Origin of the sequence: Actinomadura chokoriensis, from assembly GCF_039529475.1 — a bacterium.
Lineage (GTDB): Bacteria > Actinomycetota > Actinomycetes > Streptosporangiales > Streptosporangiaceae > Spirillospora > Spirillospora bangladeshensis.
Genome location: NZ_BAAAMW010000026.1, coordinates 41,097 through 67,040, shown reverse-complemented (window position 1 = coordinate 67,040; position 25,944 = coordinate 41,097). Strand labels below are relative to the sequence as shown.

Here is a 25,944-nt window from a genome sequence, read left to right as displayed (position 1 = left end):
GTTGGCGGAGGGCTGGTGTCGAGACGTGACCAGTCGTCGGTTCGTCTTCTCCGCGTGGCGTTCGACCCGGGCCGCTGACCTGCGGTTACTGGAAGGTCCAGAGGCGGGTTGTGCCGGTGCCGCTGGTGGTGGCGAAGCTCTGGCCGTGGGGTGCGAAGGCCATTGACTGCTCGTCGTCGGGGTCGCCGGGGAGTGTTGCCGTGTTGCGCCCGGTGGGGACGTGCCACAGGCGGATGTTCTTCTGGTCGGCGGTGACCAGCGTGTTGCCGTCCGGACTGAAGCCCAGGGCTTGAACCTCGCCGCCTAGGTCTCTGATGGTGGTCTTGAGGTCGCCGTCGGCCGCGTGCCGTATTTCGTATCCGTAGTAGCCGCCGGTGGAGGCCGCCAAGGTCGTGCTGTCCGGGCTGAAGGCCAGGCAGGGGATCTCGGTGGCGTTGCGCGGTGAGATCTCGGTGGCATTGCCGGTCGCGACGTCCCAGACGGTGAAGCGTCCGGAGAAGGCGTAACCGCCGGCGAGGGATTTGCCGTCCGGGGAGAAGGCCAGCGCTCTGGCGTAGGAGTCGGTCTTCATGGAGACGGACTCGCCGGTGGTGATGTCCCAGACCTGGACGAAGTGGGGGCCGTTGCCGACGCTGACGGCGAGGGAGCGGCCGTCCGGGCTGAACGCGAGCGACTGGACGCCCTGTATCTGCGGGAAGGTCTTGCGGATCTTCCCTGACGCCACGTCCCACAGGTGGACGCCCTTGTCGTCGCCGGAGGTGGCAAGGGTCTTCGTGTCCGGGCTGAAGACCATGGGGCGGCGGTAGGTCTTGGCAGTGTCGTCGATTTTGTGAGTGGTGACCTGCGCGGTGGCCAGATCCCAGCGCAGGATGGTGGAGAACCCGGCGCCCCACAGGGTCTTGCCGTCGGAGGAGAACGCCACGGCGTGGACCGCGACCTCCGAGCTGGGCAGGGTCGTGCCGGTGGGGACGCCGATCGGGGTCATCGGAGCGTTCCGCCCGGCGGCGGGCGCGTCCGAGGGCCACAGCAGCACGGTCGGGACGGCCACGGCGGCGGCCGCTGCGACGGCCGCGCCGCCGAGCAGCACGGCGCGGCGCGGGAGGCGGTGCGGCGGCGGGCCGTTGAGCGCCGCGAGGACCTCCGCGACGGACGGGCGCCGCGCCGGGTCCTTCTCCAGGCAGCGGACGATGACGTCGCGCAGGTGCGGGTCCGCCAGTCCGGCGACGTCGGGCGGCGCGCCGACGATCTTGTGGACGATCGCCGGGACGGTCGCCGCGTCGAACGGGCCGCGCCCGGTCGCGGCGTAGGCGAGCACGCAGCCGAGCGCGAACACGTCGCTCGGCGGTCCGGTCGCGTCGGCGCGCACCTGCTCGGGCGACATGAACGAGAACGTGCCGACGACCGCTCCGGTGGAGGTCAGCGCGGTCGCGTCGGCCGTGCGGGCGATGCCGAAGTCGATGATGCGGGGGCCGTCCGGGCTCATGATGACGTTGCCGGGCTTGAGGTCGCGGTGCACCAGCCCGCACGCGTGGATCGCGGCGAGGCCCTCGGCCAGCCCGGCGCCCAGGTCGCGCACCGCGTCCGGGGCGAGGGGCCCCTGCCGCTGGACGGTCTGCCGCAGCGACGGGCCGGGGATGAACGCGGTCGCCATCCACGGCGACGCGGCGTCGGGGTCGGCGTCGATGACCTGCGCGGTGTGGAAGCCGCCGACGCGGCGGGCGGCCTCGATCTCGCGGGCGAACCGGCGGCGGAACCCCGGGTCGGCGGCGAACTCGGCGCGGACGGTCTTCACCGCGACCTTGCGCCCGCTCGGCGAGGCCCCGAGGAACACCTCCCCCATGCCGCCCGCGCCGAGGCGCCCGTGCAGCCGGTAGCGGCCGGCCTCGCGGGGGTCGTCGTCGCGCAGCGGATCCACGGGTCAGACCTTCCAGAGCGTGACAGTGCCGTCCGGCTTCGAGCTGCCGACGGCGGCGACCAGCCCGCCGGAGGCGAGGGCGATCTTGGCGATGGGCTGCGGGTGCCCGACGAGCGTCGAGGTGAGCGCGCCGGTCGCGGTGTTCCAGACGCGGACGGTCCGGTCGGAGCAGGCGCCGAGGACGGACGCGCCGTCCGGGGAGATCCGCACGTCCCGCACCTTCGCCTCGCCCGCGTCGATGACGCGCACGGCGCGGCGGGCGGCGACGTCCCAGATCCGGACGGTCGAGTCCGCGCCGCAGCTCGCGAGGCGCCGCCCGTCCGCGCTGAACGCGACGCCGGTGACGTTGGAGGCGTGCCCGGTGAGCCGGCCGCGGCCGCGGAGCGTCCGGCCGTCGAGGAGCTGGACGGTGCGGCCCGGCGGCTTCTTGTAGTAGCCGTCGACCCCGACCGCGACGGTCCCGCCGTCCGGGCTGAACGCGACCGCGTTGACGCCGCTGTGGCCGAGGTCGAACTCCGCCCGGGTGCGGCCGGTGGCGGCGTCGAACAGCCGGGCGTCGGGGTTGGCGCCCGCGATCGTGCGGCCGTCCGGGCTGTAGGCCAGCGCGTTCAGGCCGTACTCGCCGGTCCGCACGTTCACCTTGAGGCGTCCGGTCGCCACATCCCAGACGAGCAGCTGGCCGGGAGAGGTGGACGAGCCGGCGAGGGACGCGCCGTCCGGGCTGAACGCGAGCGCGCCGACCCAGCCCGCCCTGCGGATCGTGCGGAGCACGCGCCCGGTCGCGACGTCCCACAGCGTGATCGTGGAGTCGAGGCCCCCGGCGGCGACCGTCCGCCCGTCGGGGCTGATGGCGACCTCGTCGAGGGTCTTGACGTCCGGGGCGCTGAGCGACCCGCTGTGGGGGATCAGCCCCTTCGGCCGGGACGGCGAGGCGGGCGGTGCGGCGGTGGCCGGCTTCTCCTCCCCGCGCGTCAGGAAGAACGCCACCGGGGCGCCCAGGGTGATCGCCGCGACGGCGCCCCCGCCGATGAGCAGCGCTCGGCGGCCGACGGGTGCCGGGGCGGCCGCCGGGGCCTCCCGCAAACGGGTCGCGGCGAGCGTCGCGTTGGCGTGCGTGTCCGCCTCGTCGCCGGGCGGGCCGGTGTCTGGCGGCGGCTCGATGCTCTCCGGTGCGGTGATGAGCGTGTCCACGTCGGGCCGCCGCGCCGGGTCTTTGGCGAGGCACGCGGCGATCATGGTGCGGAGGTCCTCCGGGAGCGCGGACAGGTCCGGCTCCTCGTGCAGGACGCGGTGCACGATCGCCGGGATCGTCTCCGCGTCGAACGGGCCCCGCCCGGTCGCGGCGTAGGCGAGCACGCAGCCGAGCGAGAACACGTCGCCGGACGGTCCCGGCATGTCGCCGAGCACCTGCTCCGGCGACATGTAGGCGTAGGTGCCGACGACCGCCCCCGCCGAGGTCAGCGCCGTCGCGTCGGTCGCGCGGGCGATGCCGAAGTCGATGATCCGGGGGCCGTCCGCCGCCATGATGACGTTGCCGGGCTTGAGGTCGCGGTGGACGAGCCCGCACCCGTGGATCGCGGCGAGGCCCTCGGCCAGCCCGGACGCGAGCGCCCGCACCGCGCCGGGATCGAGCGGCCCACGCCCGCCCACGACCTCCCGCAGGGACGGGCCGGGGATGAACGCGGTGACCAGCCACGGCGACGCGGCCTCGGCGTCGGCGTCCACGACCTGCGCCGTGTGGTACCCGCCGACCCGGCGGGCCGCCTCCACCTCGCGCGCGAACCGCGCCCGGAAGCGGTCGTCCTCGGCGTACTCGGCGCGGATGACCTTGACGGCGACGCGGCGGGCGCCCGGCGAGACCCCGAGGAACACCTGCCCCATGCCGCCCGCGCCCAGCCGGGCCTCGAGCTCGTAGGGGCCGATCCGCCGGGGATCGCCGGGACGCAGGGGTTCCATGCCTCACCCGCCAAGGGTCGGGACGTGTACCGGCATTGTCTAGCAGACACAGATGTCTTTTCGACGCCAGTGCGCCCGTACTGTGACGCACGGCATGCCAGCCCGAGCACGTCACGGCCACCACCGACCGTGCCGGACCGTCCCGGCCGCGGCGGACGCCCCGGGCTCAGAACTAGCGGGGCGATCAGTCAGGAGGGACGGCCGGCCAGGCCGGGCAGGTCCACCTCTCGCCGTGTCGCTCGACGAGGAAGGGGTGGGCGTGGGGGAGCGGGGAACCCCACACCTGCGCGCCGAGGGTGCACAGGTGGCTCAGGGTGACGGTGAGGCTTGCCACGTGGCCGACTGCGGCTACCGTCTCGCCGGGGTGGGCGGTCGCGATCTGGTGGAGTGCCGCCGTCACGCGGGCGATGACCTCGTGGCCGGACTCGCCGTCCGCCACCCGCTGCGCCAAGTCCCGCTCGGTGATCCAGGCGCGGAGGACGTCGGCCGTCCGGGCGCGGACGGACGGGTCGCGCGACCCCTCGTGCTCGCCGATCCCCACCTCGGCCAGCTCCGGGATCACCGTGACGGCGACACCCGGCGGGGCCAGGAGCCGGGCGGTCTCCCGGGCGCGGACGGACGGGCTCGAGTAGATGCGGACGGTCGGCTCGGACGCGAGGAGGCGCCCGGCGGCGACGGACTGACGGCGGCCGCGGGCCGTCAGCGGAGCGGCGGGGACGGCGCCCGCCACGCCCTGTGTGACGTTCTCGGACTCGGCGTGGCGCAGGCACCATAAGCGGACGCGGGCGTTCACGAGTCGCGGAGCGCGGTGGCGACGACCGTGGTGTAGCCCATCGTGAACGCGCCGCCCGCCGCGTCGATGGCGGCACCGATGTCCGCGAGGATCTGCTGCTGCTTGTCCGCCGGAACCCGGGAGTGCAGGCCGAAGGTCGGGACCTGCTCCAGCCATTCGTCGCGCGTGTAGTGGCGCTCCCAGGGGAAGCGCCACTCCTCCGGCTCGCCGAAGCCGCCCGCCTCGCGCATGCCGTCGGACGCCTTGTCGCACATCAGCGAGTACGCCTCCGGGCCGGGCAGCGGGCGCTGGAACAGCGGCGAGTCCGGCCTGGCGCGGCGGTACGCGGCGGCCATGGCGTCACCGAGGCCGGACGGGGGCCGGAACGAGTGCCAGAACACCGCCAGGCGTCCGCCGGGGCGCAGCGCCCGCGCCGCCTTGGCCGCGCCGGCGACCGGGTCGACCCAGTGCCACGCCTGCCCGGCGACGACCGCGTCGAACGTCCGGCCGGCGGGGTCCCAGTCCTCGATCGTGGACACCTCGACCGGGACGCCGGCGCGTTCGGCCAGCTCCGCCATGCGGGCGTCGGGCTCGACGCCGAGGACGCGGCACCCGGCCGCCTGGAACTGGCGGGCCGCGATGCCGGTCCCGCAGCCGACGTCGAGGACGTCGGGCCCGGCCGCGGCGAGCCGCGCCACGAGGGCGTCGGGATAGCTCGGGCGCGTCCGGTCGTAGCGGTCGGCGTCCGCGCCGAACGACTCCGCGACGTCGCGTGCCCGATGGGGCTCGTTCGATAGAGTGGGCATGTGCCCACCATAGTGGGCGCTTGCCCACTCGTCCAGGGAGAGGATGCGCGGTGCCGACAGGGGTGGCCCTCCGGGATGTGCGCGAGCAGCTGTTCGACGCCGCCGAGCGGATCCTGCTCCGGGACGGCCCGAGCGCGCTGACCAGCCGCGCCGTCACAGACGAGGCGGGCGTCGCCAAGGGCGTCCTGCACCGGCACTTCGCCGACTTCGACGCCTTCCTGGCCGAGTTCGTCATCGACCGGGTCGACCGGATGGACCCGCAGGCCGCCGAGCTGCGCGCGTCCGCCGGGACGGGCACGGTCGCCGGCAACCTCACCGACGCGCTGACGGCGCTGTTCGAGTCGGTCGCCGTCGCGATCGTCCCCCTGGTCACCTTCCGGACCCAGCTGCGCGTCCTGCTCCGGCGGACGCTGCCCGCCGGCGTCCCCGTCCTGACGGAGGCGGTGGGGGTGGTCGAGTCCTACCTCGTCGCCGAGCGCGACCTCGGCCGCATCGCGCCCGGCGCCGACGTCGGGACGCTCGCTCCGACGCTGATCGGCGCCGCGCACCTCCTGTTCGCCGACCGCTCCGGGCCCCGTCCGGAGCGCGACGCCGTCCAGAAGATGGTGTCGGCGGTCATCGCCGGAGCCGTCCGTTGACCGCTACTCGGGGGCGAACAGCGTGCGCTCCACGTGCTGCGTGTCGGTGTACTCGCGGACGGACGCGATCCTGCCGTCCCGCACGGTGAAGACGCCCAGGCACAGGTTGTCGTAGGCGCGGCCGTTGCGCGCCGTGCCCCGGGACGTCCACTCGGCCACGACGCGGTCCCCATCGGCGATCACGTTGGTGAGGACGACCTTGGGCTCCCCACCCGGCTGGAAGAGCCTCCCGGCGCCGCCGAGGAAGTCGCCGACGATCGCGTCCCGTCCCTTCCAGGTGCCGGTGAGCGGCAGGTCGCCGGGATAGGTCCAGGTGGCGTCGTCGGCGAAGCTCGCGGTGATCGTGTCCAGGTCGCCGTTCGCGACGGCCTCGACGTAGCGGGTGACGACCAGCGCCGCGTTCTGGCTCAACCGGGTGGCGAGCCAGTCGAGGGTCTCGGGGAGCCAGGTCCAGCGGGTGTTCTCCAGAAGGTGGCCGCCCTCGGGGATCAGCACGTACTCGCCGCCCGACCGGCGCGCCAGTTCGGCGCCGTTCGCGACGCCCGGGATCACGTCCAGACCGCCGTCCAGCACGCGCATCGGCTGGGGGACGTCGGGCGCGGTCACCCGCCGGGCGAACTCGCGGGCCGCGGCCTCGCCGCCCGTCCGCAGGACGAACGTCTCCGTCACGTACGGCGGAAGCTCGTCCCAGGCCAGCGCGGTCGGCCCGCTCACGGTGACGACCGCCCGGACGCGCGGCTCATGGTGCGCGGCGACCGCGGCGAGGAATCCGCCCATGCTGAGCCCGATCACGCCCACGCCGGCGGGCGGCGCGCCGACGACGTCGAGGGCCTGCCGGACGACCCGCTGGTAGTCCGGTTCCCAGGCGCTGCGGACGGCCAGTTCCCCCTGCCCCGGCCCGTCGATCGCCAGGACGGAGAGCCCCCGCGCGACGAGCGCTTCGGCGATCGGCATGAACTCGGCCTTTCCGGAGTTCATGCCGGGCACCAGCAGCACCAGCGGAGCGTCCGGGGACGCACGGTGCAGGATGCCGGTGAAGTCGGGCCCGGTGACGTGCTCGGCGTCCGGTGCCAGCAGCGCGAGGGAGCGGCGCAGCGCGCCGGCCGACGCGGCGGCGGCCCGCTCGTGCGCGGCGAGGTCCGGGTTCGGCAGGACGGTCGCGAAGTGGAACCACAGCGCGGCGTCCCGGTAGGCGTCGCCGGCGGAACGCGGCAGCCGCGCCCGCCCGGCCATGGCGAGGTGCTCACGCGCCGTCCGGGCGAACGCGTCCGGCCACTCGCGCAGGGACGCCAGCCCGCCGGTGACCGCGTCGTACTGGTAGGGGTCGATGCCCGCCGCGATGGCGCGCGACCGGTTCGCGGCGACGAACGGCCCGACCGGTTCGTCGAAGAAGGTGCTCATCGGGTGCTCTCCAGGGTGAGGACGGCGTTGCCGCGGATGCGGCGTTCGCGGAGATCGGTCAGGACGGCCGCGGTCTCGGCCCACCCGGCGACGCGGCCGATCTCCGGGTGGAGGCGGCCCGCGGCGGTCAGCCGGACGAGGGTGGCCAGGTCCGCGCCGAACGGCTCGCCCGCGTAGTGGAAATGCCGGATGGAGGCGGATTCGGGGCCGTCGAAGAAGGCGAAGAAGTCCAGGGTCACGGGGCGGCGGGCGGCCTGGCCGAACCAGATCAGCGTCCCGCCCGGCGCGACGCGCGCCAGAGCGCGCGGCAGGACGTCCCCGCCCGTCGACTCCAGCACCGCGTCGAACGGCCCGGCCGCGTCCGCCACGTCGTGGACGACCGCGGCGCCCAACTCGGCGAGCCGCCGGCCGCGCTCCGGCGTGGCCGTGACCGCGGTGACCTCGGCCCCCGCCGCGGCCGCGAGTTCGGTGAAGTAGTGGCCGACGCCGCCCGAGGCGCCCGTCAGCAGCACGCGCGTCCCGGCGGTGGCGCCGGACGCGCGCAGCAGGCGCAGCGCGGTGAGCCCGGCCAGCGGGAGCGCGGCGGCGACCGGAGCCGGCACCGAGGCGGGGATCTCGGCGAGCGACCCGGTCGGGACGGCGGCGTACTCCGCCCACCCGGCCGCCGGCGGATGCCCGACGACCCGCGCGCCCGCCGCGGGCCCCGACCCGTCGCACGCGGGCTGGACGACGAGCCCCGCGACGTCCTTGCCGGGCCGCCACCCCGGCCGGTCCGACTCCAGCTGGAACGTCTCGCCGCGGTTCACCGAGAACGCCGCGACCTTCACCAGCGCCTCGCCGGGACCGGGGACGGGCTCCTCGACCTCCCTGAACACCACCGATCCCGCATGCGGAACAAGAGCTTTCATACCGGCAGGAAAGCGCCGGGGCCGGAGGCCCGTCCAACAGCCGCCCGGCTCGTTTGACAACCATCGGTTGTCGTCCACGATGGGAGGCATGGACCTCGACCTCGGCCAGGTGCGCGCGTTCGTCGGCGTCGCCGACCACCTGCACTTCGGGCGCGCCGCCGAGGACCTGGAGATCAGCCAGCAGGCGGTGTCCAAGCGGATCGCCGCGCTGGAGAGGTCGCTCGGCGCCGCGCTCTTCACCCGCGGGACCGTGCGGCTCACCGAGGCGGGGCGGCGGTTCCTCGAACCGGCCCGGGAGGCGCTGCGCGCCGCCGACGCCGCCCGCGACGCGGTCCACGCCGGGGCCCGGCCGCTCCGCCTCGACGTGTGGGGCCACCTCTACGGCCCCGCCCGGACGGTCGGCCCGGTCGTCGACGAGCGGCCGGGGCTCGCCGTCGAACTCGGCATGAGCCGCGACCTGCCCGCCGCGGCGGCCGCGCTGCTGCGCGGCGACATCGACGCCGCGTTCGGCCGCGTCCACCCGCCCCTCCCCGACGGCCTGGCGCACCGCCTCGTCCGGCTCGAACCCGTGGATCTGCTGGTCGGCGCCGGGCATCCGCTGGCCTCGGCGGCGGCCGTCCGGCCGTCCGAGCTGGCCGGCCGCGAGCTGTGGTTCCCGGCGGCCGTCGACCGGCTCGACTTCATCAAGCGGTTCTGCGACGCGTTCGGCGCCCGCGCCGCGTCCGGCGGCGCGAACCTCGGCGTCGACCACCTCCTGGCCGACCTGAGGGCCGACCCCGGCCGCATCACCCTGTTCCCCGCCGATGCCCCGCTGCCCGACATCCCCGGCATCCGGGCCGTCCCGATCGTGGAGCCGACCCCGCTGTACGCGTGGTCGCTGATGTGGCCGCGGCAGTCACCGCACCCGGTGGTGCCCGCGCTGGTCCGCGCCTTCGCCGAGCGGGGGCGGCGGCGCCGCTGGCTGGACTACGACCCCGACCGCGACTGGCTCCCCGCCGACCCCGCCTGAACCGCGCGGCGGGTCAGGCGGAGCGCAGCCGGGCGTAGACGTCGCCGGACCGGCCGCGCGGGCGGATGCGCTCCAGTTGCCGCCGCAGCTCGGAGGCGTCCAGCCACCGGGGGCTCGCGAACCGCATCGTCTCGATGGGGGAGTAGTTGTACTCGTACGAACCGAGCTGCTCGACGATGCGCAGCGCCTCCATGGACGCGTCGTGCGCCGACGGGACGTACTCGAACGACAGCGCGCGAACCGGCTGGGACAGGCCCGCGAGGACGTCCGCCTCGAAGCCCTCCACGTCGATCTTGCAGAAGGACGGCGCACCGTGCGCCGCGATGAGGTCGTCCAGCGTCGTCACCGCCACCTCGACCGACCGGTCCCAGCGGACGCGGGCGAAGCTGCGGTCCGCCGTCACCGACGTGATCCAGCCGGGCGACATCGAGGACACCGTCGGGGTGGCGCTGGACAGGGCGAGCCGAGCCTTCCCGGGCTTCGCCCCGGCCGCGCCCGGCACGATCGCGACGTCCCGGTCGCGGCCGTAGAAGAGCCGCAGGACGCGCAGGCAGTCGGGCTGCGGCTCGACCGCGACCACGCGCGCCCCCAGGTGCCGCCACACCCGCACCCGGCCGCCCACATGGGCGCCGATGTCGAACGCGACGTCGCCGTCCCCGATGAACTCGCCGTACAGGCGCATCGCGCGCCGGTGCTTGCCCGGAACCCCGTAGTACATGACCAGCGACCGGGCGATCCCGTAGGCACGCAGCAGCATCCGCCGACCCTACCGCGCCCCTGCCCGGAACGCGGCGTGCAACAGAATCGGGGGTCCGGGCGTCCTGGGGGCGATGGGAAGGAAGGCCTTTGGACGACGACGACGGCGTGGGGTACGAGGAGTTCGTGGCGAGCCGCGCGCAGGCTCTGCTGCGGTACGGCTTCGTCCTCACCGGCAATGCCGATGACGCGGCCGACCTGCTGCAGGAAGGGCTGATCAGGCTGCGCGGCGCATGGGGACGGGTCGTGAACAAGCGCGACCCCGAGGGCTACGTCCGCACGATCATGGCGCGGCAGCACATCAGCATGTGGCGGCGGCGCAGGCGCGAACACCTGATGAGCAGCGTGCCGGAGCGGCACTACGACGACCGCGGGCTGGAGCGGGCCGAGCACGACCCGAGGCTCTGGGAGGCGCTGGCGGCGCTGCCCCGGCGGCAGCGGGCGGTGCTGGTCCTGCGCTACTACGAGGACCTGTCCGACGAGGAGATCGCCCGGACGCTCGGCATCTCCCGCGGAACGGTCCGCAGCCAGGCGGCGCGCGCACTCGACAAACTACGCGCGGCCCGGCGCCCGGCCGCCGCGCAGACGGCGGGAGGGCACATGGTGGGAGGGCACAGTGAGCGATGATCTGGGCCGCGCGCTGCGCGGCACGCTGGCGACGGCGGCGCAGGAGGCGCCGTCCGTCCGGCCGGAACTGCTGGACCGGGTGGAGGCGGTGCGCCGCGGCAGGAGGCGCCGCAAGATGGCGGCCGCCGCGCTCGGCACGGCGGTCGTCGTCGGCGGTGCGGGCGTGCTCGGCACGCAGCTCGGGACCGGTGACGGCACGGTGCCCGTCGCTGCGGCCGGTGCGCTGAAGCCGGTGGCGCGCGCCGACCTCGGCGCCCCGGTCAAGGTCCGCGAACGGTGGCCGGACGCCGTCCGGGAGCTCCCCGCCCGGCTGCCGGACGGGAGCCGCCTGCAGCCCGTCGCGCTGCTGGACGGCGACATCCTGGTCGGTACGACCGAGTCGTCCCTCCAGCGCCCGGACCGGCTGTGGTCCTACGACCTCGGCGCGCGCAGGGCCAAGGTGATCACCAACATCGTGATCCCCCGCGGCTCGAAGATCTTCGCGTCCGACTTCGCCGTCGGCGGCGGCCGGGTCGTCTGGTGGCTGTCGTACCGGGTGGACGGCCGCGACACGGTCGAGATCTGGGGCGCCCCGGTCGCCGGCGGCGCCGCGCACAAGATCACCGGGATGCCGGGGGCCGAGGTCTCCACGCTGCTCATCGATGGGGACGACGCCGTCTGGGCCGCGAGCGGCGGCGTGTACAGGGCGCCGCTGACCGGTGGCGCGCCCGCGAAGATCCCCGGCACCGAGGGCTTCGGGATCGTGTCCTGGCCCTGGATCGGCTCACCGGCGCCCTACGGGGACAAGCTCGGATACGTCCGGTACCGGACCCTCAAGAACGTGCGGACCGGAGAGCGCCGCGAGGCCCGCCTCGCGCCGTTCAAGGGTGCGTGGTCGTGCGGGGTGACGTGGTGCGTCGGCGGCTCCGCGACGGGCGTCCGCTACAACGGCGGGATGCCGCCGATCGCCGTGCAGCGCAGGGACGGGAAGGCCGGCCGGACGCTGCCCGTGAAGGGCGACATGCTCGCCCCGGCGGCCGGCGTCGTCTACGGGCGGTTCCTCCCGTACTACCCGGACGGTCCCGCGTCGAAGACCCACCTCCTGTACGACGTCCAGACCCGGAAGATGCTCGACACCGGCATCCGGCGGGGCAACGAGGTGATGGGGGGCCGCACGAACGAGCGCGACCCGCAGGACTTCTTCACCGGCGACGACGGGACGACGCTGCTGGACTTCTCCAAGATCGGCTGACGGCCCGGCCCGGCGCACTCGACCGCCGCCCGTCCCGCGCTCGCGGGGCGGGCGGCGGCCGCGCGGCGGGTCAGGACGGCGGCAGGCCCAGCGCGCGGGCGATCAGCATGCGCTGCACCTCCGAGGTGCCCTCGCCCACTTCGAGGATCTTCGCGTCGCGGTAGAAGCGGCCGACCGCGTACTCGTTCATGAACCCGTAGCCGCCGAAGACCTGCGTGGCGTCGCGGGCGTTGTCCATGGCGGCGTTGGACGCGACCAGCTTGGCGATCGCCGCCTCCTTCTTGAACGGCTCGCCGCGCAGCATCTTCGCCGCCGCCGCGTAGTAGGCGAGCCGGGCGGTGTGCGCCCGCGTCTCCATGTCGGCGATCTTGAACTGGATCGCCTGGTAGCGGCCGATCTCCTTGCCGAACGCCTCCCGCTCCCGGACGTAGCGGAGCGACTCGTCCACGCAGCCCTGCGCGAGGCCGACCGACAGGGCGGCGATCGCGATGCGGCCCTCGTCCAGGATGCGGAGGAACTGGGCGTAGCCCCGGCCGCGCTCGCCGACCAGGTTCTCGGCGGGGACCCGCACGTCGTCGAACGACAGCTCGCGCGTGTCGGACGACGACCAGCCCACCTTGGAGTACTTGCGCCCGACCGTGAAGCCGGGAGTGCCGTTCGGGACGAGGATCGTGGAGATCTCGTTCTCGCCGGTGAACGCCGTGACGGTGACGAACGCGGTGATGTCGGTGCCGGAGTTGGTGATGAACGCCTTCGACCCGTTGATCACCCAGGAGTCGCCGTCCAGCCGGGCGGTGGTCCGCATGCCGCCGGGCACGTCGGAGCCGCCGCCCGGCTCGGTCAGCCCGAACCCGGCGAGCCGCTCACCGGAGGTGAGCAGCGGCAGCCAGCGCTCCTTCTGCTCCCGGGAGCCGAAGCGGTAGATCGGCATCGCGCCCAGCGAGACGCCCGCCTCCAGCGTGATCGCCACGGACGAGTCGACGCGGGCGAGCTCCTCCAGGGCGAGGCACAGCGTGAAGTAGTCGCCGCCCATGCCGCCGTGCTCCTCGGGGAACGGCAGCCCGAACAGCCCCATCTTCCCCATCGCGGCGACGATCTCGTACGGGAACTCGCCGCGCTCGTACAGGTCCCCGATGACGGGGGCGACGCTCTCGCGGGCGAACCGCTCGACCGTGCGCCGCAGCTCCTCCTGCTCGTCGCCGAGCCTGAAGTCGATCATGGTCTTACTCCGATTCCGGGGACAGTGCCTGGACGACGCGGGACGGGCTCGGACGGCCCAGGTGCCCGGCCATCCAGCGGCTGGTGGAGACGAGCTTCGCGAGGTCGACGCCGGTGTCGATGCCGAGTCCGTTCAGCATCCAGACGAGGTCCTCGGTGGGCAGGTTGCCGGTGGCGCTCTCGGCGTACGGGCAGCCGCCGAGGCCGCCCGCCGACGCGTCCACGACGGTGACGCCCGCCTGGAGCGCGGCGAGGGTGTTCGCGAGCGCCTGCCCGTAGGTGTCGTGGAAGTGGACGGCGAGCCGCTCGGTGCCGATGCCCGCCTCGACGAGCGCCCTGATCAGGGCGGTGACGTGGCCGGGCGTGCCGACGCCGATCGTGTCGCCGAGGCTGAGCTGGGAGCAGCCCATCTCCATCAGGCGCGACGCCACGGACACCACCTGCGGGATGGGGACGTCGCCCTCCCACGGGTCACCGCACACCATCGAGACGTAGGCGCGCACCCAGAGGCCCTCGGAGCGGGCGCGGTCCACGACCGGGGCGAACATCGCGAGGGACTCCTCCACCGTGCGGTTGAGGTTGCGGCGGGCGAACGTCTCGGTCGCGCTGCCGAAGACGGCGATCTCGGTGACGCCGTTGGACAGCGCCCGCTCCAGGCCCCGCTCGTTCGGGACGAGGACCGGATAGCGCAGCCGCGGCGAGCGCGGCAGGATGTCCAGGAGCTGCTCGGCGTCGGCGAGCTGCGGGACCCACTTCGGGTGCACGAAGCTGGTCGTCTCGATCGTGCGCAGGCCCGCGTCCGCCAGCCGGGTCACGAACTCGGACTTCACGTCGACCGGGACGACCGCCTTCTCGTTCTGCAGCCCGTCCCGCGGCCCGACCTCGTAGATCGTGACCCGCTCGGGGAGCCCGGACAGGGGAACCCGCATCGTCATGCTCTCCTTCCTGGGGGGCGACCCCCGGACCCCCGGGGCGGGAGTCCCGACGGTCCTCGCCTCGCCGCGGTCATCGCGCCTCCTCGATGACGGCCAAGACCGCGTCCAGCGCGACCTGCGCGCCCGCGCGGACCGGTAGCCGCGCCACCACGCCGTCGAGCGGCGCGGTGACCGTGTGCTCCATCTTCATCGCCTCGACGACCACGAGCGGCTGCCCGGCCTCGACCCGGTCGCCCTCGGCCGCCTTCACGGCGAGGACCGTCCCCGGCATCGGGCTGCGCAGCACGCCGTCGCCGGCGGCGGCCGACGCGGCGCCGCCCTCGGCGCGGACGTGCTCGCTCAGCGCCCACGCGCGCCCGCCGCGGCCGAGCCACAGCGTGCCGCCGTCGCGGGCCGCCGCGAACGAGGTCGTCCTTCCACCGTAGGTCAGGACGAACGGGCCGGTCAGCGACGCGGCGACCGGTTCGCCGCCGCCGATCGCGACGCGGGCGGACGCGGCCCGGCCCTGCACGCGGACCTCGACCGGGTCGCCGCCGGACGGCGTGATGATCCACGGCGCCCACGCGTGCGCGCCGGGCCGCCAGCCGTCCGGGATGTCCCACGGGTCCCCGCCGCCGTCCGGGCCGGCTTCGAGGGCGCGCATCCGCTCCAGCGCGGCGGCGGCGAGCACCTCCGGCGGGACGGTGTCGCCCGAGGTCAGCTCGTCCAGGGCGCGCTCGACCAGGCCCGTGTCCAGGTCGCCGGACACGACCGAGGGATGCCTCAGCAGCGCCCGCAGGAACGCCACGTTCGTCGGGACGCCCAGCAGCGTGTACGAGGCGAGCGCCCGGTCGAGGCGGTGCAGGGCCTCGGCGCGGTCGGCGCCGTGGACGATCGCCTTGGCGAGCATCGGGTCGTAGGAGCCGCCGACCTCGGTGCCGACGTCCAGCCCCGAGTCGACGCGGACGCCGTCGGGCTCGCTCAGCGCCAGCACGCGCCCGCCCGTGGGCAGGAAGCCGCGCGCCGGGTCCTCGGCGTAGACGCGGGCCTCGATGGAGTGGCCGTCGAGCCGGACATCGTCCTGCGTGAACGGCAGCGGCTCGCCGCAGGCCACCCGGAGCTGGAGCTCCACCAGGTCGAGGCCCGTGACCAGCTCGGTGACCGGGTGCTCGACCTGGAGGCGGGTGTTCATCTCCATGAAGAAGAACTCGTCCGGGCGGTCGGCGGAGACGATGTACTCGACCGTCCCCGCGCCCACGTACCCGACGGCCTGCGCGGCGGCGACGGCGGCGGCGCCCATCCGCGCGCGGGACGCCTCGTCCAGCAGCGGCGACGGCGCCTCCTCGATGATCTTCTGGTGCCGGCGCTGCAGGCTGCACTCGCGCTCGCCGAGGTGGACGGCGCCCCCGTGCGCGTCGGCGAAGACCTGGATCTCGATGTGCCGGGGGTTCTCCACGAACCGCTCGGCGAGCAGCGTGTCGTCGCCGAACGAGCCGCGCGCCTCGCGGCGGGCGGACGCGATCGCCTCCGGCAGCTCCGCCGCGTCCCGGACGAGCCGCATGCCCTTGCCGCCCCCGCCCGCGGACGGCTTGAGCAGCACCGGCAGCCCGACCTCCAGCGCGGCGGCCTCCAGCTCGGCGTCCGAGAGGCCCGGCTCGTCCCGCCCCGGGACGACCGGGACGCCGGCCGCCGCCACGGTCCGCTTCGCGCGGATCTTGTCGCCCATCGCGTCGATCGCCCCGGCCGGCGGGCCGATGAACACCAGCCCCGCCTCGCCGCACGCCCGCGCGAACGCCGTGTTCTCCGCGAGGAACCCGTACCCCGGGTGGACGGCCTCCGCCCCGGAGACGCGAGCCGCCTCGATCACCGCCTCGATGTCCAAATACGACGGGATGCGGAGGGCCTCGTCAGCCTCCCGCACGTGCCGCGCCCCCGCGTCGGCGTCGGTGTGGACCGCGACGGAGCGGACGCCGAGCCGCCGCAGCGTGCGGAACACGCGGACGGCGATCTCCCCGCGGTTGGCGACCAGGACGCTGTCGAACATCAACACCCTCACATCCGGAAGACGCCGTAGCCGACCGGCTCCAGCGGTGCGTTGGCGGCCACCGACAGCCCGAGCCCCAGCACGCGCCGGGTGTCGAGCGGGTCGATCACCCCGTCGTCCCACAGCCGCGCCGTCGAGTAGTACGGGTTGCCCTGCGCCTCGTACTGCTCGCGGATCGGCGCCTTGAACCCTTCCTCGTCCGCGGCGGGCCACTCCTCGCCGCGCGCCTCCATCTGGTCGCGGCGGACGGTCGCGAGGACGCTCGCGGCCTGCTCGCCGCCCATGACCGAGATGCGGGCGTTCGGCCACATCCACAGGAAGCGCGGCGAGTACGCCCGGCCGCACATCGCGTAGTTGCCGGCGCCGAACGAGCCGCCGATGACGACGGTGAACTTCGGGACGCGGGCGCACGCGACGGCGGTGACCATCTTCGCGCCGTGCTTGGCGATGCCGCCCGCCTCGTACTCGCGCCCGACCATGAACCCGGTGATGTTCTGCAGGAACACCAGCGGGACGCGGCGCCGGTCGCACAGCTCGATGAAGTGCGCGCCCTTCTGCGCCGACTCGCTGAACAGGATGCCGTTGTTGGCGACGATCCCGACCGGGTGCCCGTGGATGCGGGCGAACCCGGTGACCAGCGTGGCGCCGTACTCCTTCTTGAACTCTTGGAAGCGGCTGCCGTCCACGATCCGGGCGATCACCTCGCGCACGTCGTAGGGGGTGCGCGAGTCGGGCGGGACGATCCCGTACAGCTCGGACGGATCGGCGGCCGGCTCCTGCGACGGGACGACGTCCCACGGGCGCGGCTCGCGCGGGCCGAGCGTGGAGACGATGTCGCGGACGATCCGCAGCGCGTGCGCGTCGTCCTCGGCGAGGTGGTCGGTCACGCCGGAGGTGCGCGAGTGCAGCTCGCCGCCGCCCAGCTCCTCGGCCGTCACGACCTCGCCGGTCGCGGCCTTCACCAGCGGCGGCCCGCCGAGGAAGATCGTTCCCTGGCCGCGCACGATGACGGCCTCGTCGCTCATCGCCGGGACGTAGGCGCCGCCCGCCGTGCACGAGCCCATCACCGCCGCGATCTGCGGGATGCCCAGCCCCGACATCACGGCCTGGTTGTAGAAGATGCGGCCGAAGTGCTCGCGGTCGGGGAACACCTCGTCCTGCCGGGGCAGGAACGCGCCGCCCGAGTCGACCAGGTAGACGCAGGGCAGCCGGTTCTGCAGCGCCACCTCCTGCGCCCGCAGGTGCTTCTTCACCGTGACGGGGTAGTACGTCCCGCCCTTGACGGTGGCGTCGTTGGCGACGACCACGCATTCGCGGCCGGAGACGCGGCCGACCCCGGTGATGATCCCGGCGCCCGGCGCCTCGTCCCCGTACATGCCGTCCGCGGCCAGCGGCGACAGTTCCAGGAACGGCGAGCCGGGGTCGAGCAGCGTGTCGACCCGGTCGCGGGGGAGCAGCTTGCCGCGCGCGACATGCCGCTCGCGGGCCCGCTCGGAACCGCCGCGCCCCGCCCGGTCGACCCGGTCGCGCAGCTCGGCGGCCAGGGCCTCGTTGTGCGCGGCGCTCGCCTTGAACGCCTCGCCCGCGACGTCGGCGCGGGTGCCGATCTCGGGTCCGCCCATGCCCCCTCTTCCGGTTAACGGTCATTAACAATGCTCAGCGAAGACCGATGTTAACGCTGATTAACAACTCTAGTCTAGACTGCCCCGCATGACCTCCCAACGGGCCGAGCAGCTCACCGGCGCGCCGAACCCGCGCCGCGCCGAGATCCTCGGCGCCGCCGCCGAGCTGTTCGCGCGCCGCGGCTACCACGGCGCGTCCATCGGCGACCTCGGCCGCGCGGTCGGGCTCACCGGGCCCGCCCTCTACCGGCACTTCAGCGGCAAGGAGGCCGTGCTCGCCGAGATGCTCCTCGACATCAGCGAGCGGCTGCTCGCCGAGGGCGTCCGCCGCGCCGCCGACCCCGACCCCGCGCGCGCCCTCGACGCGCTGCTGCGCTGGCACATCGCGTTCGCGCTCGACAACCCCGCGCTGATCACCGTGCACGAGCGGGAACTGGACAATGTGCCCGAACCGCAGCGGCACCGCGTCCGCCGCCTCCAGCGCGCCTACGTGGAGGAATGGGTCGCCGTCCTGCGCAGGCTGGCCCCCGGCCTGCCGGACGACCGGACGCGCGCCGCCGTCCACGCGTGCTTCGGCCTGCTCAACTCCACCCCGCGCAGCGCCGCCGGCCTCGACCGCGGCGCCATGGGCGACCTCCTGCACGCCATGGCCCGCGCCGCCCTCGAAGGCGCCCGCTAGCAGGACGCGGTGCGCCCGTCCAGGGACCGCTCGACCGCCCGCGCGAACGACTCGGCGTCCGTCCCCGCCCGGTCGAAGATCTTCTGGACGCAGCCCCGGAACGTGCCGGTGAACGTGCTGTAGTGCGGCGTCACCGGGCGCGGCGCGGCCCGGCCCAGCGCGGTCACCACGGCCCGTCCCAGCTGGGTGAGCTGCTCCTCGTCGGGCAGCTCGACCTCGCCCGGCCCGGGCACCTGCCCGGTGAGCGACGAGCACGCCTGCACCTTCACGTCGGCGGGGGAGTGGCGGCCCGGCGAGAGGCCGAGCGCCGAGTAGCGGCCCGGCGCGAAGCCCCCGCAGGAGAACAGCAGCCGCTGGCTGCCCGTCCCGCTCAGGAACTCCACCAGATCGGCGGCGTCGTCGGGGTTGGGGGAGTGCTTGGACACGGCGAGGTTCTGCCCGCCGAGGACGGTGCGCCCCGGCAGCGCGGTCACCCCGAACCGCAGCCGCGCGCCGTCGCGCATCCGCGGCTCGGACGCGAGGGCCGAGAACGCGTACGGCCAGTTGCGCATCAGCCCCGTCCCGGACGCGAACGCCTCGATGCTCTGCGCCTCCCCGTACTGCCGCGACGCCGCGAGCGGCCCGTGCACGCGCGGCGCCAGCCGGGCGAGCGCCGGGTACACCTTCGTCCGGAGGTCGGCCTCGCTCGGGCGGCGCGCTCCCGTCAGGCGCCCGGCGCCGCCGTCGTTCCACACGGCCTCCAGCGCGTTCACCGTCAGGCCCTCGTAGTCGGCGAGCTGCATCGCGACGCCGGCCGTGAGGAGCCCCGGCCACGCGGCCGGCGGCGTCACGCCCTCCCGGTGGTAGAGCAGCCCGACGTCCACGTTGAACGGGACGGCGTACTGCTCGCCGTCCCACTCGCCCGTCCGCAGCGCGGCGGGGAAGAAGTCGTCGAGATCGCCGATGCCGTCGAGCGGGCGCAGGTAGCCGGCGTCGGCGAACTGCGCCGTCCACGTGTTGTCCATGATGAGGACGTCGTAGGCGCAACCGCCCGACTCCTCCACCGCCTTGATCTGGCTGTGCTGCAGATCGGTGGACTCCGACACCTCCACCATCGTCGCGTGCGGATGCGGGCGGCCGTCCGGGTAGCGGCCCTCGTTCCACTGCCGGATCAGCGCGCGCCGCTGGTTCTTCAGGCTCACGTCCGTGCCGCCGGCGACGAACAGCTCGGACCGGTCGCAGCCGCCCTTCATCGCCGGGTACGACGCGTCCGGCCACAGGACCACGGCCAGCCACGCCACCAGCACCAGCGCGGCCCCCGCGGCGGCGCTGACCCAGGCCCTCCGGCGGTGCGGCAGCGGTCTCATCGCAGCTCCGACAGCAGTTCGGCGGCCTGCTCGGCCTCGGGCGCGTCGGTCAGCGCCACGCAGCCCTTCCCGTCCTCCGGGGCGAGCGCGGCCGCGATCTCCTTCACCGGCGAGGAGCCGCACGTGGCCGGGCCCGTCAGCACCACCGTCAGCCGCACTCCCGGATGCCGCTCGCGGAACTCGCCCGACAGCCACGTCACCCGCGACCCGAGCGCCGGGTTGCCGGCCGGGCTCTGCCCGTCGGTGACCAGGATGAGCTGCTGCCTGCCCGGCCCGAGGTCGGCCGCGGCGATCGCGTCGCTGAGCGGCTGGTCGGCGCCGCCGGACGCGACCGCCTGCAGCCGGCTCGTGATCGCGTTCTTCTGGTCCGGGGACGCCGCGTCCCGGGGGACGTTCCCGAACGTCTCGGGGCTGCTCGGCGACGCCGTCGCCGACGACACCTGCAGGCCCGCCCGGTCGTTGCTCTGCAGTTGCGACACCAGGCTGCGCAGGAACGACGTCCCGCGGGCGAGGCGCGAGCCGCCGCGCGCCTGCGCCGCGCCGCCCATCGACCCGGACACGTCCAGCATCAGCGACACCGACGTCCGGGGACGGGCCGCGCCGATGCGGTTCAGCGTGTCCTGGACGCCCTCCGGCGGCTGTAACCCGACGACGGTCGGCATCACGCGGTTGCCGACGACGCCCTGCAGCCGCGACAGGTAGTAGTGCCGGGTGTCGCCCTCGCGGGCGGGCGGGATGACGCCGCGGTCGTCGCGGAAGCCCTGCAGGGTGAGCGGGTTGCGGTCCAGCCATCGGCGGAACGCGGTGACCGCCGCGTCCCGCTCCCGCGTGTCCTGGCCGCGCCATCTGACCTGGACGAACGGGTAGTCAAGCGTGGGCAGGTCGGTCGCGTAGTAGGGGTTCAGCCGCCAGTCGGCGTACGGGGCGGCGTCCGGGTCGACGGCGCCGCAGCGGTCGCCGAGCGGGCGCCCCAGGTCGTAGTCGTGCAGCACCTGCTCCGGCACGGCGACCGCGATGTCGTCCGGCGGGTCGGACTGCTGCGCGGCGGCCCGCTCGCGGAACCGGCACAGCAGCGACACCGCGTCCGGCGCGACCAGGTCGGCGGGCTCGGCGAACCGCTCGTCCGCCGCGTCGCCGCCCGGCGTGGCGCCGTACAGCGCGGGCGTGACGGCGAGCGCCGCCGCCGAGGTCTCCGGGACGGGACGGGCGATCGCGCGCAGCCGCACGCCCGCGTCCGCGACCCGCTCCAGCAGCGCCGCCGTGCTCGGCGCGATCGGCGCGGCGATCGGGTCGGCGACGGACTCGTGCGCCCGGGTGAACAGCGCCAGCACCAGCGGCGACGTCCCGACCGAGCCGCGCACCCGGAACACCGGGTCGCCCTTCGCGGACGGCGCGCCGCCTCCCGCCGTCGCCGCCGTGGTCTGGCCGGGGCCCTTCGGGACGAAGTCGTACTCCGCCGTCGACGACGGGATCCAGATGTCGGGCTGCGGGCCGAACAGCTGCTGGTCGTCGGCGTGGCCGGCGTCGGCCGCCTCGCTGCGCCGCCACAGCAGCCGGAACCCGTCGTACAGCGGGACAGGCCCGGCCTCCGGGACGACCGTGACGCTGTACTCGCGGCAGCCGCGGTCCTCGCTGTCGTCGGCGAACTCGGCGGCGGCGGCGCGCAGCGGCGTGAGCGTCTCCGGCGCGGTCAGGACCCGCAGGTCGAGCGGCTGCCCGCAGGAGCCGGTGCGCTCCCCGAGCCGGACGGCGGCCGTCCCGGCGAGCAGGACCAGCGCCATCGCCGCCGCGCCGCCGAGGCCCCAGGCGAGCGTCGCGCCGCCCCACCGCAGCGTCCGCGACACGCGTTCCAGGACGGCGTGCGCCGTGCGCGGGTAGAAGGCGAACAGCGCCCCCGTCAGCACCGCGACGACCAGCAGCGTGACCGCCGCGTTCAGCCAGAAGGCGCCGTGCACCAGCGTGACCCCGATGCTGACGATGACGGTGGAGCACAGGTCGAGGAACATGACCTGCAGGAACCTGCGGAGCCAGGGCGGGAGGCCGTCAGGGCGCTCCGGCGGCCGCGACCGGCCGCCCCGGCCGCCCTGCGGTCCCGTCATGCACGCCCCATCGCCGCGTAGGTCTCGATCCTCGGCCCCCCGGCACTGACCGAGTTCATGATACGTAACCGGGCCGTCGCGGTCAGGTGAGTTCGCTGACCGGGGCCGGTCGATCCGCGCGCCTCCTCCCGCCCCGCGCCTGCCAGGCCGCGCCGGTCGCCGGAGTCTCTTGACGTACCGCCAGCAAGGCGGGTCAGATGGATTCCGAGGTCGCCCGGCCATCAGTCCCGGACAGAGGAGATGCCGTATGGGTGTCGAGGGTGTCGGCTTCTACGAGATCGCACGGAACGACCCGGACCGCCCCGCCGTCCTGGCCGACGGCGGGACGGTGTCGTACGGCGGGCTGCACGCCGAGGTGAACCGCCTCTCGCATGCGCTCGGCGGCATCGGCCTCGGCCCCGGCGACGTGCTGGCGACCGTCCTCGGCAACCGCCGCGAGTTCCTCACCGCGATGCTGGCCGCTATGCAGTCGGGGCTCTACCTCGTCCCCGCGAGCCGCCACCTGACCACCCCAGAGATCGGCTACATCCTCGCCGACTCCGGCGCCAAGGCCGTCATCACCGAGAGCGCGTTCGCCGCCGCGGTGTCGGCCGCCGCCGACGAGGCCGGCATCCCCGCGGAGGGACGGGTGAGCGCGGACCCGGCCGAGGGGTACCGGCCGATGGCCGAGCTGTGCGCCTCGGGCAGTGCCGAGCCGCCCGCCAAGCGGCAGATGGGCTCGGTCATGCTGTACACGTCCGGGACGACGGGACGGCCGAAGGGCGTCCGGCGGCCGCTGCTCGACATCCCGCCCGAAATGCTGTTCGAGGTCATGCGGGGCACGCTGATGAAGCACCTGAGCCTCGAACCCGGCGACGACGAGGTGCACCTCGTCGCCGGGCCGCTGTACCACTCGGCGCCCTGCGTCCACGCGCTGATGGCGCTCAGCCTCGGCCACGCCGTCGTCGTCTCCGGCCACTTCGACCCCGAGCGGACCCTGGAGCTGATCCAGCGGCACCGCGTCACCAACGCGCTGATGGTGCCGACCATGTTCCACCGCATGCTCGGGCTGCCGGACGACGTCCGGGCGAAGTACGACGTGTCGTCCTTGCGGCAGGTGTTCCACACCGCCGCGCCCATCCCGCTGGAGACCAAGCAGCGGATGATGGACTGGTGGGGGCCCGTCCTCTACGAGTACTACGGCTCCACCGAGAGCGGCCCCGTCGTGGTCGCCGCCCCGCACGAGTGGCTCGCCCACCCGGGCACGGTCGGGCGCGCGGTCGAGGGCGTCCAGATCAAGATCCTCGACCCGGAGGGCGCGGAGCTGCCGCCGGGGGAGACCGGCCTGATCTACGCGAGCGGGCAGCCCGGCTTCGAGTACCACGCCGACCCGGACAAGACCGCCGCGTCCATGCACGGCGACTTCTACACGCCCGGCGACCTCGGCCACCTCGACGCGGACGGCTGGCTCTACATGAGCGACCGGCGCACCGACCTCATCATCTCCGGCGGCGTCAACATCTACCCCGCCGAGATCGAGGCGGTGCTGCTGCAGCACCCGGCGGTCGGCGACGCCGTCGTGATCGGAGTCCCGGACGAGGACTGGGGCCAGTGCGCCGTCGCCCTCGTCGAACCGGCCGGCGGCGCCGAGCCGGGCGGCGGGCTGGCCGCCGACCTGCTGGAGTTCTGCGGGCCGCGGCTGGCGAAGCTGAAGCACCCGCGCCGGATCGAGTTCCGCGCGTCGCTGCCGCGCACCCCGTCCGGCAAGCTCAGCCGGCGGCGCGTCCGCGAGGACTACCTGGGGGAACGCTCGGACTGAACCCGTCGCAGCGCGCCGATCGAAACTCGCCGCCGGAAACGTCGAACGCCTCCCGCGTCCCGTGCGTACAACGGCACATGGAAGACCAGAAGGTCGCCCCGCTCGACGACGTCGCTCCGACCACCGCCGCCCCGACGAAGACCGACCTTCCCGTCATCACCGACCCGGCCGCCTACGCCGAGGGGGAGGCCGCGTCCGGCGGCGGTCCCGGCGAACCCGGCCCGGCCGCCGATGACGACCGCGCCGGGATCGCACGCCTCGGTGACCCGGTCGCGGTCTGGCCGTGCGCCGGCTGCGGACGGCCCGTGCCGCAGCCGGTGCGCGGCGCCCGCACCGTCCGCTACTGCCAGGACGGCGGCGGCGCGTGCGAGCGGGCCGCGCGGGAGGCCCGCGAGCGGGGGCTGGAGTCCCCGGGGCTCACCGGGCAGGTCGCCTGGGCGTGGGAGATGGTCGACCGGCTGGAGGGCGTCGCCGACCGGCTCGCCGGCTCGCTGATGTCGGAGCTGAGCGTCGCCGGCGTCGAGCGGCGGATCGCCGACGCCCGCGCCGACGCCGCCGGGCACATCGCCATCGCGCAGCGCGAGCGGGACGCCTCGCAGCGGCAGGCCGAGCTGGCGTGGCGGGAGACCGCGACCGCGCGGGCCCGCGCGGAGGCCGCCGAGCAGGAGGCCGCGTCCGCCCGCGCCACCGCCGAGCGCCTCACCGCCGAGCGCGACGCCGCCCGGCAGGAGTCGGCGGACGCCAAGGACGAGGCCGAGGCGGCGAAGGCGGCCCGGCTCGCCGCCGAACGCGAGCGCGACCGCGTCGCCTCCCGCGAGGGGGAGCTGCTGGCGTCACTGGAGAGCGCGCGGTCCGAGCTCGTCGCCCTGCACGGGCGGGTCTCGCAGGCCGAGACGCTGGTCGAGGGGCAGCGGGTCGAGGCCGCCGCCGCCGAGCGCACCGCCGAGGACCTGCGCTCCGCCGTCCGCGACGCCGAGGCCAAGCGCGGGCAGGCCGTCGCCGACCGCGACCAGATCCAGGCGCGGGCCAGCGAGCTGGAGCAGCGCAACTGGCAGCTGGCCCGCGCGGCCGACGAGCTGCACGCGGCGGTGCGGGCGCTGACCGCCGAGCGGGACGCCGCCCGGGCCGAGGCCGACCGGGCGCGCCGCCGCGTCGACGCGCTCACCGCGCTCACCGACCGCCACGACACCGGGCCCCGCCCGGTCGCCGACCGGGAGCCGCCGACCGGGCTGCACGCGCTGCCCCCGGTGAACGGGATGCCCGGGGGCTCCCTGCTGGACGGGGGCGACCCGCTCGCCACCGACCCGCGCCTCGGCCCGCTGAGCCGGAACGGATACCCGGACCGGAACGGGCATCCCGACCGCAACGCGCATCCGGACCGCAACGGACATCGCCTTCCCCATGCCGGCTGACGGTCACGCCGGCGGAGTACCGCACACAGGTAGGAGGTGAGGCCCAAGCCCCCACACTGCACTGGCCCTGAAACCGGCCGCCGTACCGCACCGGGGTGGTACGGCGGCCGGTCGCTAGCCGCGGCCCTCCAGGTAGCGGACGTAGTCGAGGGCCCCGGCGCGGACCGCCGCGTGGACGGCGCGGGCGATCCGCGCGCCCCACACCGAGCGGGGACCCGCGAAGACCTCGGGCTCGCCCTCGGTCGCCGCCGCCACGCAGACGGCGTCGGACGCGGTGCCCGTGCACGGGAAGCCCGCCTCCAGGAGCGCCTGCGTCTTGGCCTCCGTCGCGGTGATCACCGCGTTGACCAGGGCCGCGTCGCTCAGCGGGACGGGCACGGCGACGACGATGTTGACGGTGCCGGGCGTCCAGGCGTCCAGCGGCGCGAGTTCCGGGTCGGGGGCTCCCGCGGGGGACGCCGCCCAGGTCGGGACGCGCAGCCCGACCGTCGCCGACACGTGCACGCCCTCGTCGTCCCGTCGCATCGTGCGGGTGACGGAGGCGGCGGTGAGCATTCCGACACCGGGCCCGTGCAGGCCGTTGGCCGCCGCCAGCTCCGTGAGGTGGACGACCGGGTCCGTGCGCGAGTAGGCGCCCGCGACCTGCGCGTTCAGCACCCACCCCGCCGGGCCGATGCCGCCGCCCAGCATCGCCGACGAGATCATCCGGTGCCCGGCGCCCGCCCGCCACACGGTCGCGGCGAGGCGCTGCCCGTCCTCCACGCGCCACACGGTCTCCAGGTTCACGCGGTCT

At 74.9% G+C, this 25,944-nt stretch carries 21 protein-coding genes; 7 read left to right on the top strand and 14 right to left on the bottom strand.

The annotated features are described in order from the left end of the window. Window positions 1–85: 85 nt before the first annotated feature. The 4 genes from ABFX46_RS36330 to ABFX46_RS36315 form a co-directional block, all read right to left on the bottom strand. Window positions 86–1,915 carry a WD40 repeat domain-containing serine/threonine protein kinase gene (locus ABFX46_RS36330; RefSeq protein ID WP_346048508.1) on the bottom strand — a complete coding sequence of 610 codons (1,830 nt, stop codon included), beginning with the start codon at window positions 1,913–1,915 and terminating at the stop codon, window positions 86–88. Between the two features lie 3 nt (window positions 1,916–1,918). Then, window positions 1,919–3,871: a WD40 repeat domain-containing serine/threonine protein kinase gene (locus ABFX46_RS36325; protein ID WP_346048507.1), complete on the bottom strand. Its 1,953-nt coding sequence runs from the start codon at window positions 3,869–3,871 to the stop codon at window positions 1,919–1,921. Window positions 3,872–4,055: 184 nt separating this feature from the next. Continuing rightward, window positions 4,056–4,664: a histidine phosphatase family protein gene (locus ABFX46_RS36320; protein WP_346048505.1), complete on the bottom strand. Its 609-nt coding sequence runs from the start codon at window positions 4,662–4,664 to the stop codon at window positions 4,056–4,058. Continuing rightward, window positions 4,661–5,449 (bottom strand): class I SAM-dependent methyltransferase, encoded by a 789-nt coding sequence (locus ABFX46_RS36315; protein WP_346048504.1) that lies wholly within the window; start codon window positions 5,447–5,449, stop codon window positions 4,661–4,663. Before ABFX46_RS36315 ends, ABFX46_RS36320 begins: the two co-directional genes overlap by 4 nt. A 50-nt stretch (window positions 5,450–5,499) precedes the next feature. Here ABFX46_RS36315 and ABFX46_RS36310 point away from each other — a divergent pair, with 50 nt between their 5' ends. Next, complete coding sequence (locus ABFX46_RS36310) at window positions 5,500–6,087, top strand: TetR/AcrR family transcriptional regulator (protein ID WP_346048503.1); 588 nt, start codon at window positions 5,500–5,502, stop codon at window positions 6,085–6,087. A gap of 3 nt (window positions 6,088–6,090) precedes the next feature. On the opposite strand, the gene ABFX46_RS36305 is transcribed toward ABFX46_RS36310, so the two are convergent. Together ABFX46_RS36305 and ABFX46_RS36300 are read right to left on the bottom strand one after the other, a co-directional pair. Continuing rightward, window positions 6,091–7,488 (bottom strand): alpha/beta fold hydrolase, encoded by a 1,398-nt coding sequence (locus tag ABFX46_RS36305; RefSeq protein ID WP_346048502.1) that lies wholly within the window; start codon window positions 7,486–7,488, stop codon window positions 6,091–6,093. Continuing rightward, window positions 7,485–8,363 (bottom strand): zinc-binding dehydrogenase, encoded by an 879-nt coding sequence (locus tag ABFX46_RS36300; protein ID WP_346048500.1) that lies wholly within the window; start codon window positions 8,361–8,363, stop codon window positions 7,485–7,487. Before ABFX46_RS36300 ends, ABFX46_RS36305 begins: the two co-directional genes overlap by 4 nt. Window positions 8,364–8,484: 121 nt before the next feature. Here ABFX46_RS36300 and ABFX46_RS36295 point away from each other — a divergent pair, with 121 nt between their 5' ends. Continuing rightward, window positions 8,485–9,405, top strand: a complete 921-nt coding sequence (locus ABFX46_RS36295; protein ID WP_346048499.1) for a LysR family transcriptional regulator — start codon at window positions 8,485–8,487, stop codon at window positions 9,403–9,405. A gap of 13 nt (window positions 9,406–9,418) precedes the next feature. Here ABFX46_RS36295 and ABFX46_RS36290 read toward each other — a convergent pair whose 3' ends face one another. After that, window positions 9,419–10,162 carry an FkbM family methyltransferase gene (locus tag ABFX46_RS36290; RefSeq protein ID WP_346048498.1) on the bottom strand — a complete coding sequence of 248 codons (744 nt, stop codon included), beginning with the start codon at window positions 10,160–10,162 and terminating at the stop codon, window positions 9,419–9,421. A gap of 89 nt (window positions 10,163–10,251) precedes the next feature. Here ABFX46_RS36290 and ABFX46_RS36285 point away from each other — a divergent pair, with 89 nt between their 5' ends. Continuing rightward, window positions 10,252–10,788: a SigE family RNA polymerase sigma factor gene (locus ABFX46_RS36285; protein WP_346048496.1), complete on the top strand. Its 537-nt coding sequence runs from the start codon at window positions 10,252–10,254 to the stop codon at window positions 10,786–10,788. Further along, window positions 10,778–12,019 carry a TolB-like translocation protein gene (locus ABFX46_RS36280; protein WP_346048495.1) on the top strand — a complete coding sequence of 414 codons (1,242 nt, stop codon included), beginning with the start codon at window positions 10,778–10,780 and terminating at the stop codon, window positions 12,017–12,019. The genes ABFX46_RS36285 and ABFX46_RS36280 overlap by 11 nt, the downstream gene beginning before the upstream one ends. A 70-nt stretch (window positions 12,020–12,089) precedes the next feature. Here the strand turns inward: ABFX46_RS36280 and ABFX46_RS36275 are convergent, their stop codons facing one another. From ABFX46_RS36275 to ABFX46_RS36260, 4 genes are all read right to left on the bottom strand, one after another. Further along, on the bottom strand, window positions 12,090–13,238 hold the full coding sequence (locus ABFX46_RS36275) for an acyl-CoA dehydrogenase family protein (RefSeq protein ID WP_346048494.1): 1,149 nt from the start codon (window positions 13,236–13,238) through the stop codon (window positions 12,090–12,092). Window positions 13,239–13,242: 4 nt separating this feature from the next. Next, window positions 13,243–14,166, bottom strand: coding sequence for a hydroxymethylglutaryl-CoA lyase (locus ABFX46_RS36270; protein WP_346048572.1), 924 nt, complete (start codon window positions 14,164–14,166; stop codon window positions 13,243–13,245). A gap of 76 nt (window positions 14,167–14,242) precedes the next feature. Further along, on the bottom strand, window positions 14,243–16,195 hold the full coding sequence (locus ABFX46_RS36265) for an acetyl/propionyl/methylcrotonyl-CoA carboxylase subunit alpha (protein ID WP_346048493.1): 1,953 nt from the start codon (window positions 16,193–16,195) through the stop codon (window positions 14,243–14,245). Window positions 16,196–16,203: 8 nt separating this feature from the next. Further along, window positions 16,204–17,817: a carboxyl transferase domain-containing protein gene (locus ABFX46_RS36260; RefSeq protein ID WP_346048492.1), complete on the bottom strand. Its 1,614-nt coding sequence runs from the start codon at window positions 17,815–17,817 to the stop codon at window positions 16,204–16,206. An 88-nt stretch (window positions 17,818–17,905) separates the two neighbouring features. Here ABFX46_RS36260 and ABFX46_RS36255 point away from each other — a divergent pair, with 88 nt between their 5' ends. Then, on the top strand, window positions 17,906–18,496 hold the full coding sequence (locus ABFX46_RS36255) for an SACE_7040 family transcriptional regulator (protein ID WP_346048491.1): 591 nt from the start codon (window positions 17,906–17,908) through the stop codon (window positions 18,494–18,496). Here ABFX46_RS36255 and ABFX46_RS36250 read toward each other — a convergent pair. After that, window positions 18,493–19,842, bottom strand: coding sequence for an extracellular solute-binding protein (locus ABFX46_RS36250; protein WP_346048490.1), 1,350 nt, complete (start codon window positions 19,840–19,842; stop codon window positions 18,493–18,495). The two genes, ABFX46_RS36255 and ABFX46_RS36250, sit on opposite strands and share 4 nt — an antisense overlap. After that, window positions 19,839–21,941, bottom strand: a complete 2,103-nt coding sequence (locus ABFX46_RS36245) for a vWA domain-containing protein (protein ID WP_346048489.1) — start codon at window positions 21,939–21,941, stop codon at window positions 19,839–19,841. The genes ABFX46_RS36250 and ABFX46_RS36245 overlap by 4 nt, the downstream gene beginning before the upstream one ends. Window positions 21,942–22,188: 247 nt before the next feature. Here ABFX46_RS36245 and ABFX46_RS36240 point away from each other — a divergent pair, with 247 nt between their 5' ends. Both ABFX46_RS36240 and ABFX46_RS36235 read left to right on the top strand, forming a co-directional pair. After that, window positions 22,189–23,739, top strand: coding sequence for an AMP-binding protein (locus ABFX46_RS36240; RefSeq protein WP_346048487.1), 1,551 nt, complete (start codon window positions 22,189–22,191; stop codon window positions 23,737–23,739). 77 nt (window positions 23,740–23,816) lie between these two features. After that, window positions 23,817–25,151, top strand: a complete 1,335-nt coding sequence (locus ABFX46_RS36235; RefSeq protein WP_346048486.1) for a chromosome segregation ATPase — start codon at window positions 23,817–23,819, stop codon at window positions 25,149–25,151. A gap of 114 nt (window positions 25,152–25,265) precedes the next feature. Here ABFX46_RS36235 and ABFX46_RS36230 read toward each other — a convergent pair whose 3' ends face one another. Continuing rightward, entirely contained in the window at window positions 25,266–25,937 is a 672-nt protein-coding gene (locus ABFX46_RS36230) for an adenosylcobinamide amidohydrolase (RefSeq protein WP_346048485.1), read from the bottom strand. Window positions 25,938–25,944 lie beyond the last annotated feature (7 nt).

Coding starts and splice junctions, on each gene's coding strand:
- ABFX46_RS36325 (WP_346048507.1), bottom strand. CDS start 3,871: ATGGAACCCCTGCGTCCCGGCGATCCCCGGCGGATCGGCCCCTACGAG.
- ABFX46_RS36315 (WP_346048504.1), bottom strand. CDS start 5,449: ATGCCCACTCTATCGAACGAGCCCCATCGGGCACGCGACGTCGCGGAG.
- ABFX46_RS36305 (WP_346048502.1), bottom strand. CDS start 7,488: ATGAGCACCTTCTTCGACGAACCGGTCGGGCCGTTCGTCGCCGCGAAC.
- ABFX46_RS36295 (WP_346048499.1), top strand. CDS start 8,485: ATGGACCTCGACCTCGGCCAGGTGCGCGCGTTCGTCGGCGTCGCCGAC.
- ABFX46_RS36290 (WP_346048498.1), bottom strand. CDS start 10,162: ATGCTGCTGCGTGCCTACGGGATCGCCCGGTCGCTGGTCATGTACTAC.
- ABFX46_RS36275 (WP_346048494.1), bottom strand. CDS start 13,238: ATGATCGACTTCAGGCTCGGCGACGAGCAGGAGGAGCTGCGGCGCACG.
- ABFX46_RS36270 (WP_346048572.1), bottom strand. CDS start 14,166: ATGCGGGTTCCCCTGTCCGGGCTCCCCGAGCGGGTCACGATCTACGAG.
- ABFX46_RS36265 (WP_346048493.1), bottom strand. CDS start 16,195: ATGTTCGACAGCGTCCTGGTCGCCAACCGCGGGGAGATCGCCGTCCGC.
- ABFX46_RS36260 (WP_346048492.1), bottom strand. CDS start 17,817: ATGGGCGGACCCGAGATCGGCACCCGCGCCGACGTCGCGGGCGAGGCG.
- ABFX46_RS36255 (WP_346048491.1), top strand. CDS start 17,906: ATGACCTCCCAACGGGCCGAGCAGCTCACCGGCGCGCCGAACCCGCGC.
- ABFX46_RS36250 (WP_346048490.1), bottom strand. CDS start 19,842: ATGAGACCGCTGCCGCACCGCCGGAGGGCCTGGGTCAGCGCCGCCGCG.
- ABFX46_RS36245 (WP_346048489.1), bottom strand. CDS start 21,941: ATGACGGGACCGCAGGGCGGCCGGGGCGGCCGGTCGCGGCCGCCGGAG.
- ABFX46_RS36240 (WP_346048487.1), top strand. CDS start 22,189: ATGGGTGTCGAGGGTGTCGGCTTCTACGAGATCGCACGGAACGACCCG.
- ABFX46_RS36235 (WP_346048486.1), top strand. CDS start 23,817: ATGGAAGACCAGAAGGTCGCCCCGCTCGACGACGTCGCTCCGACCACC.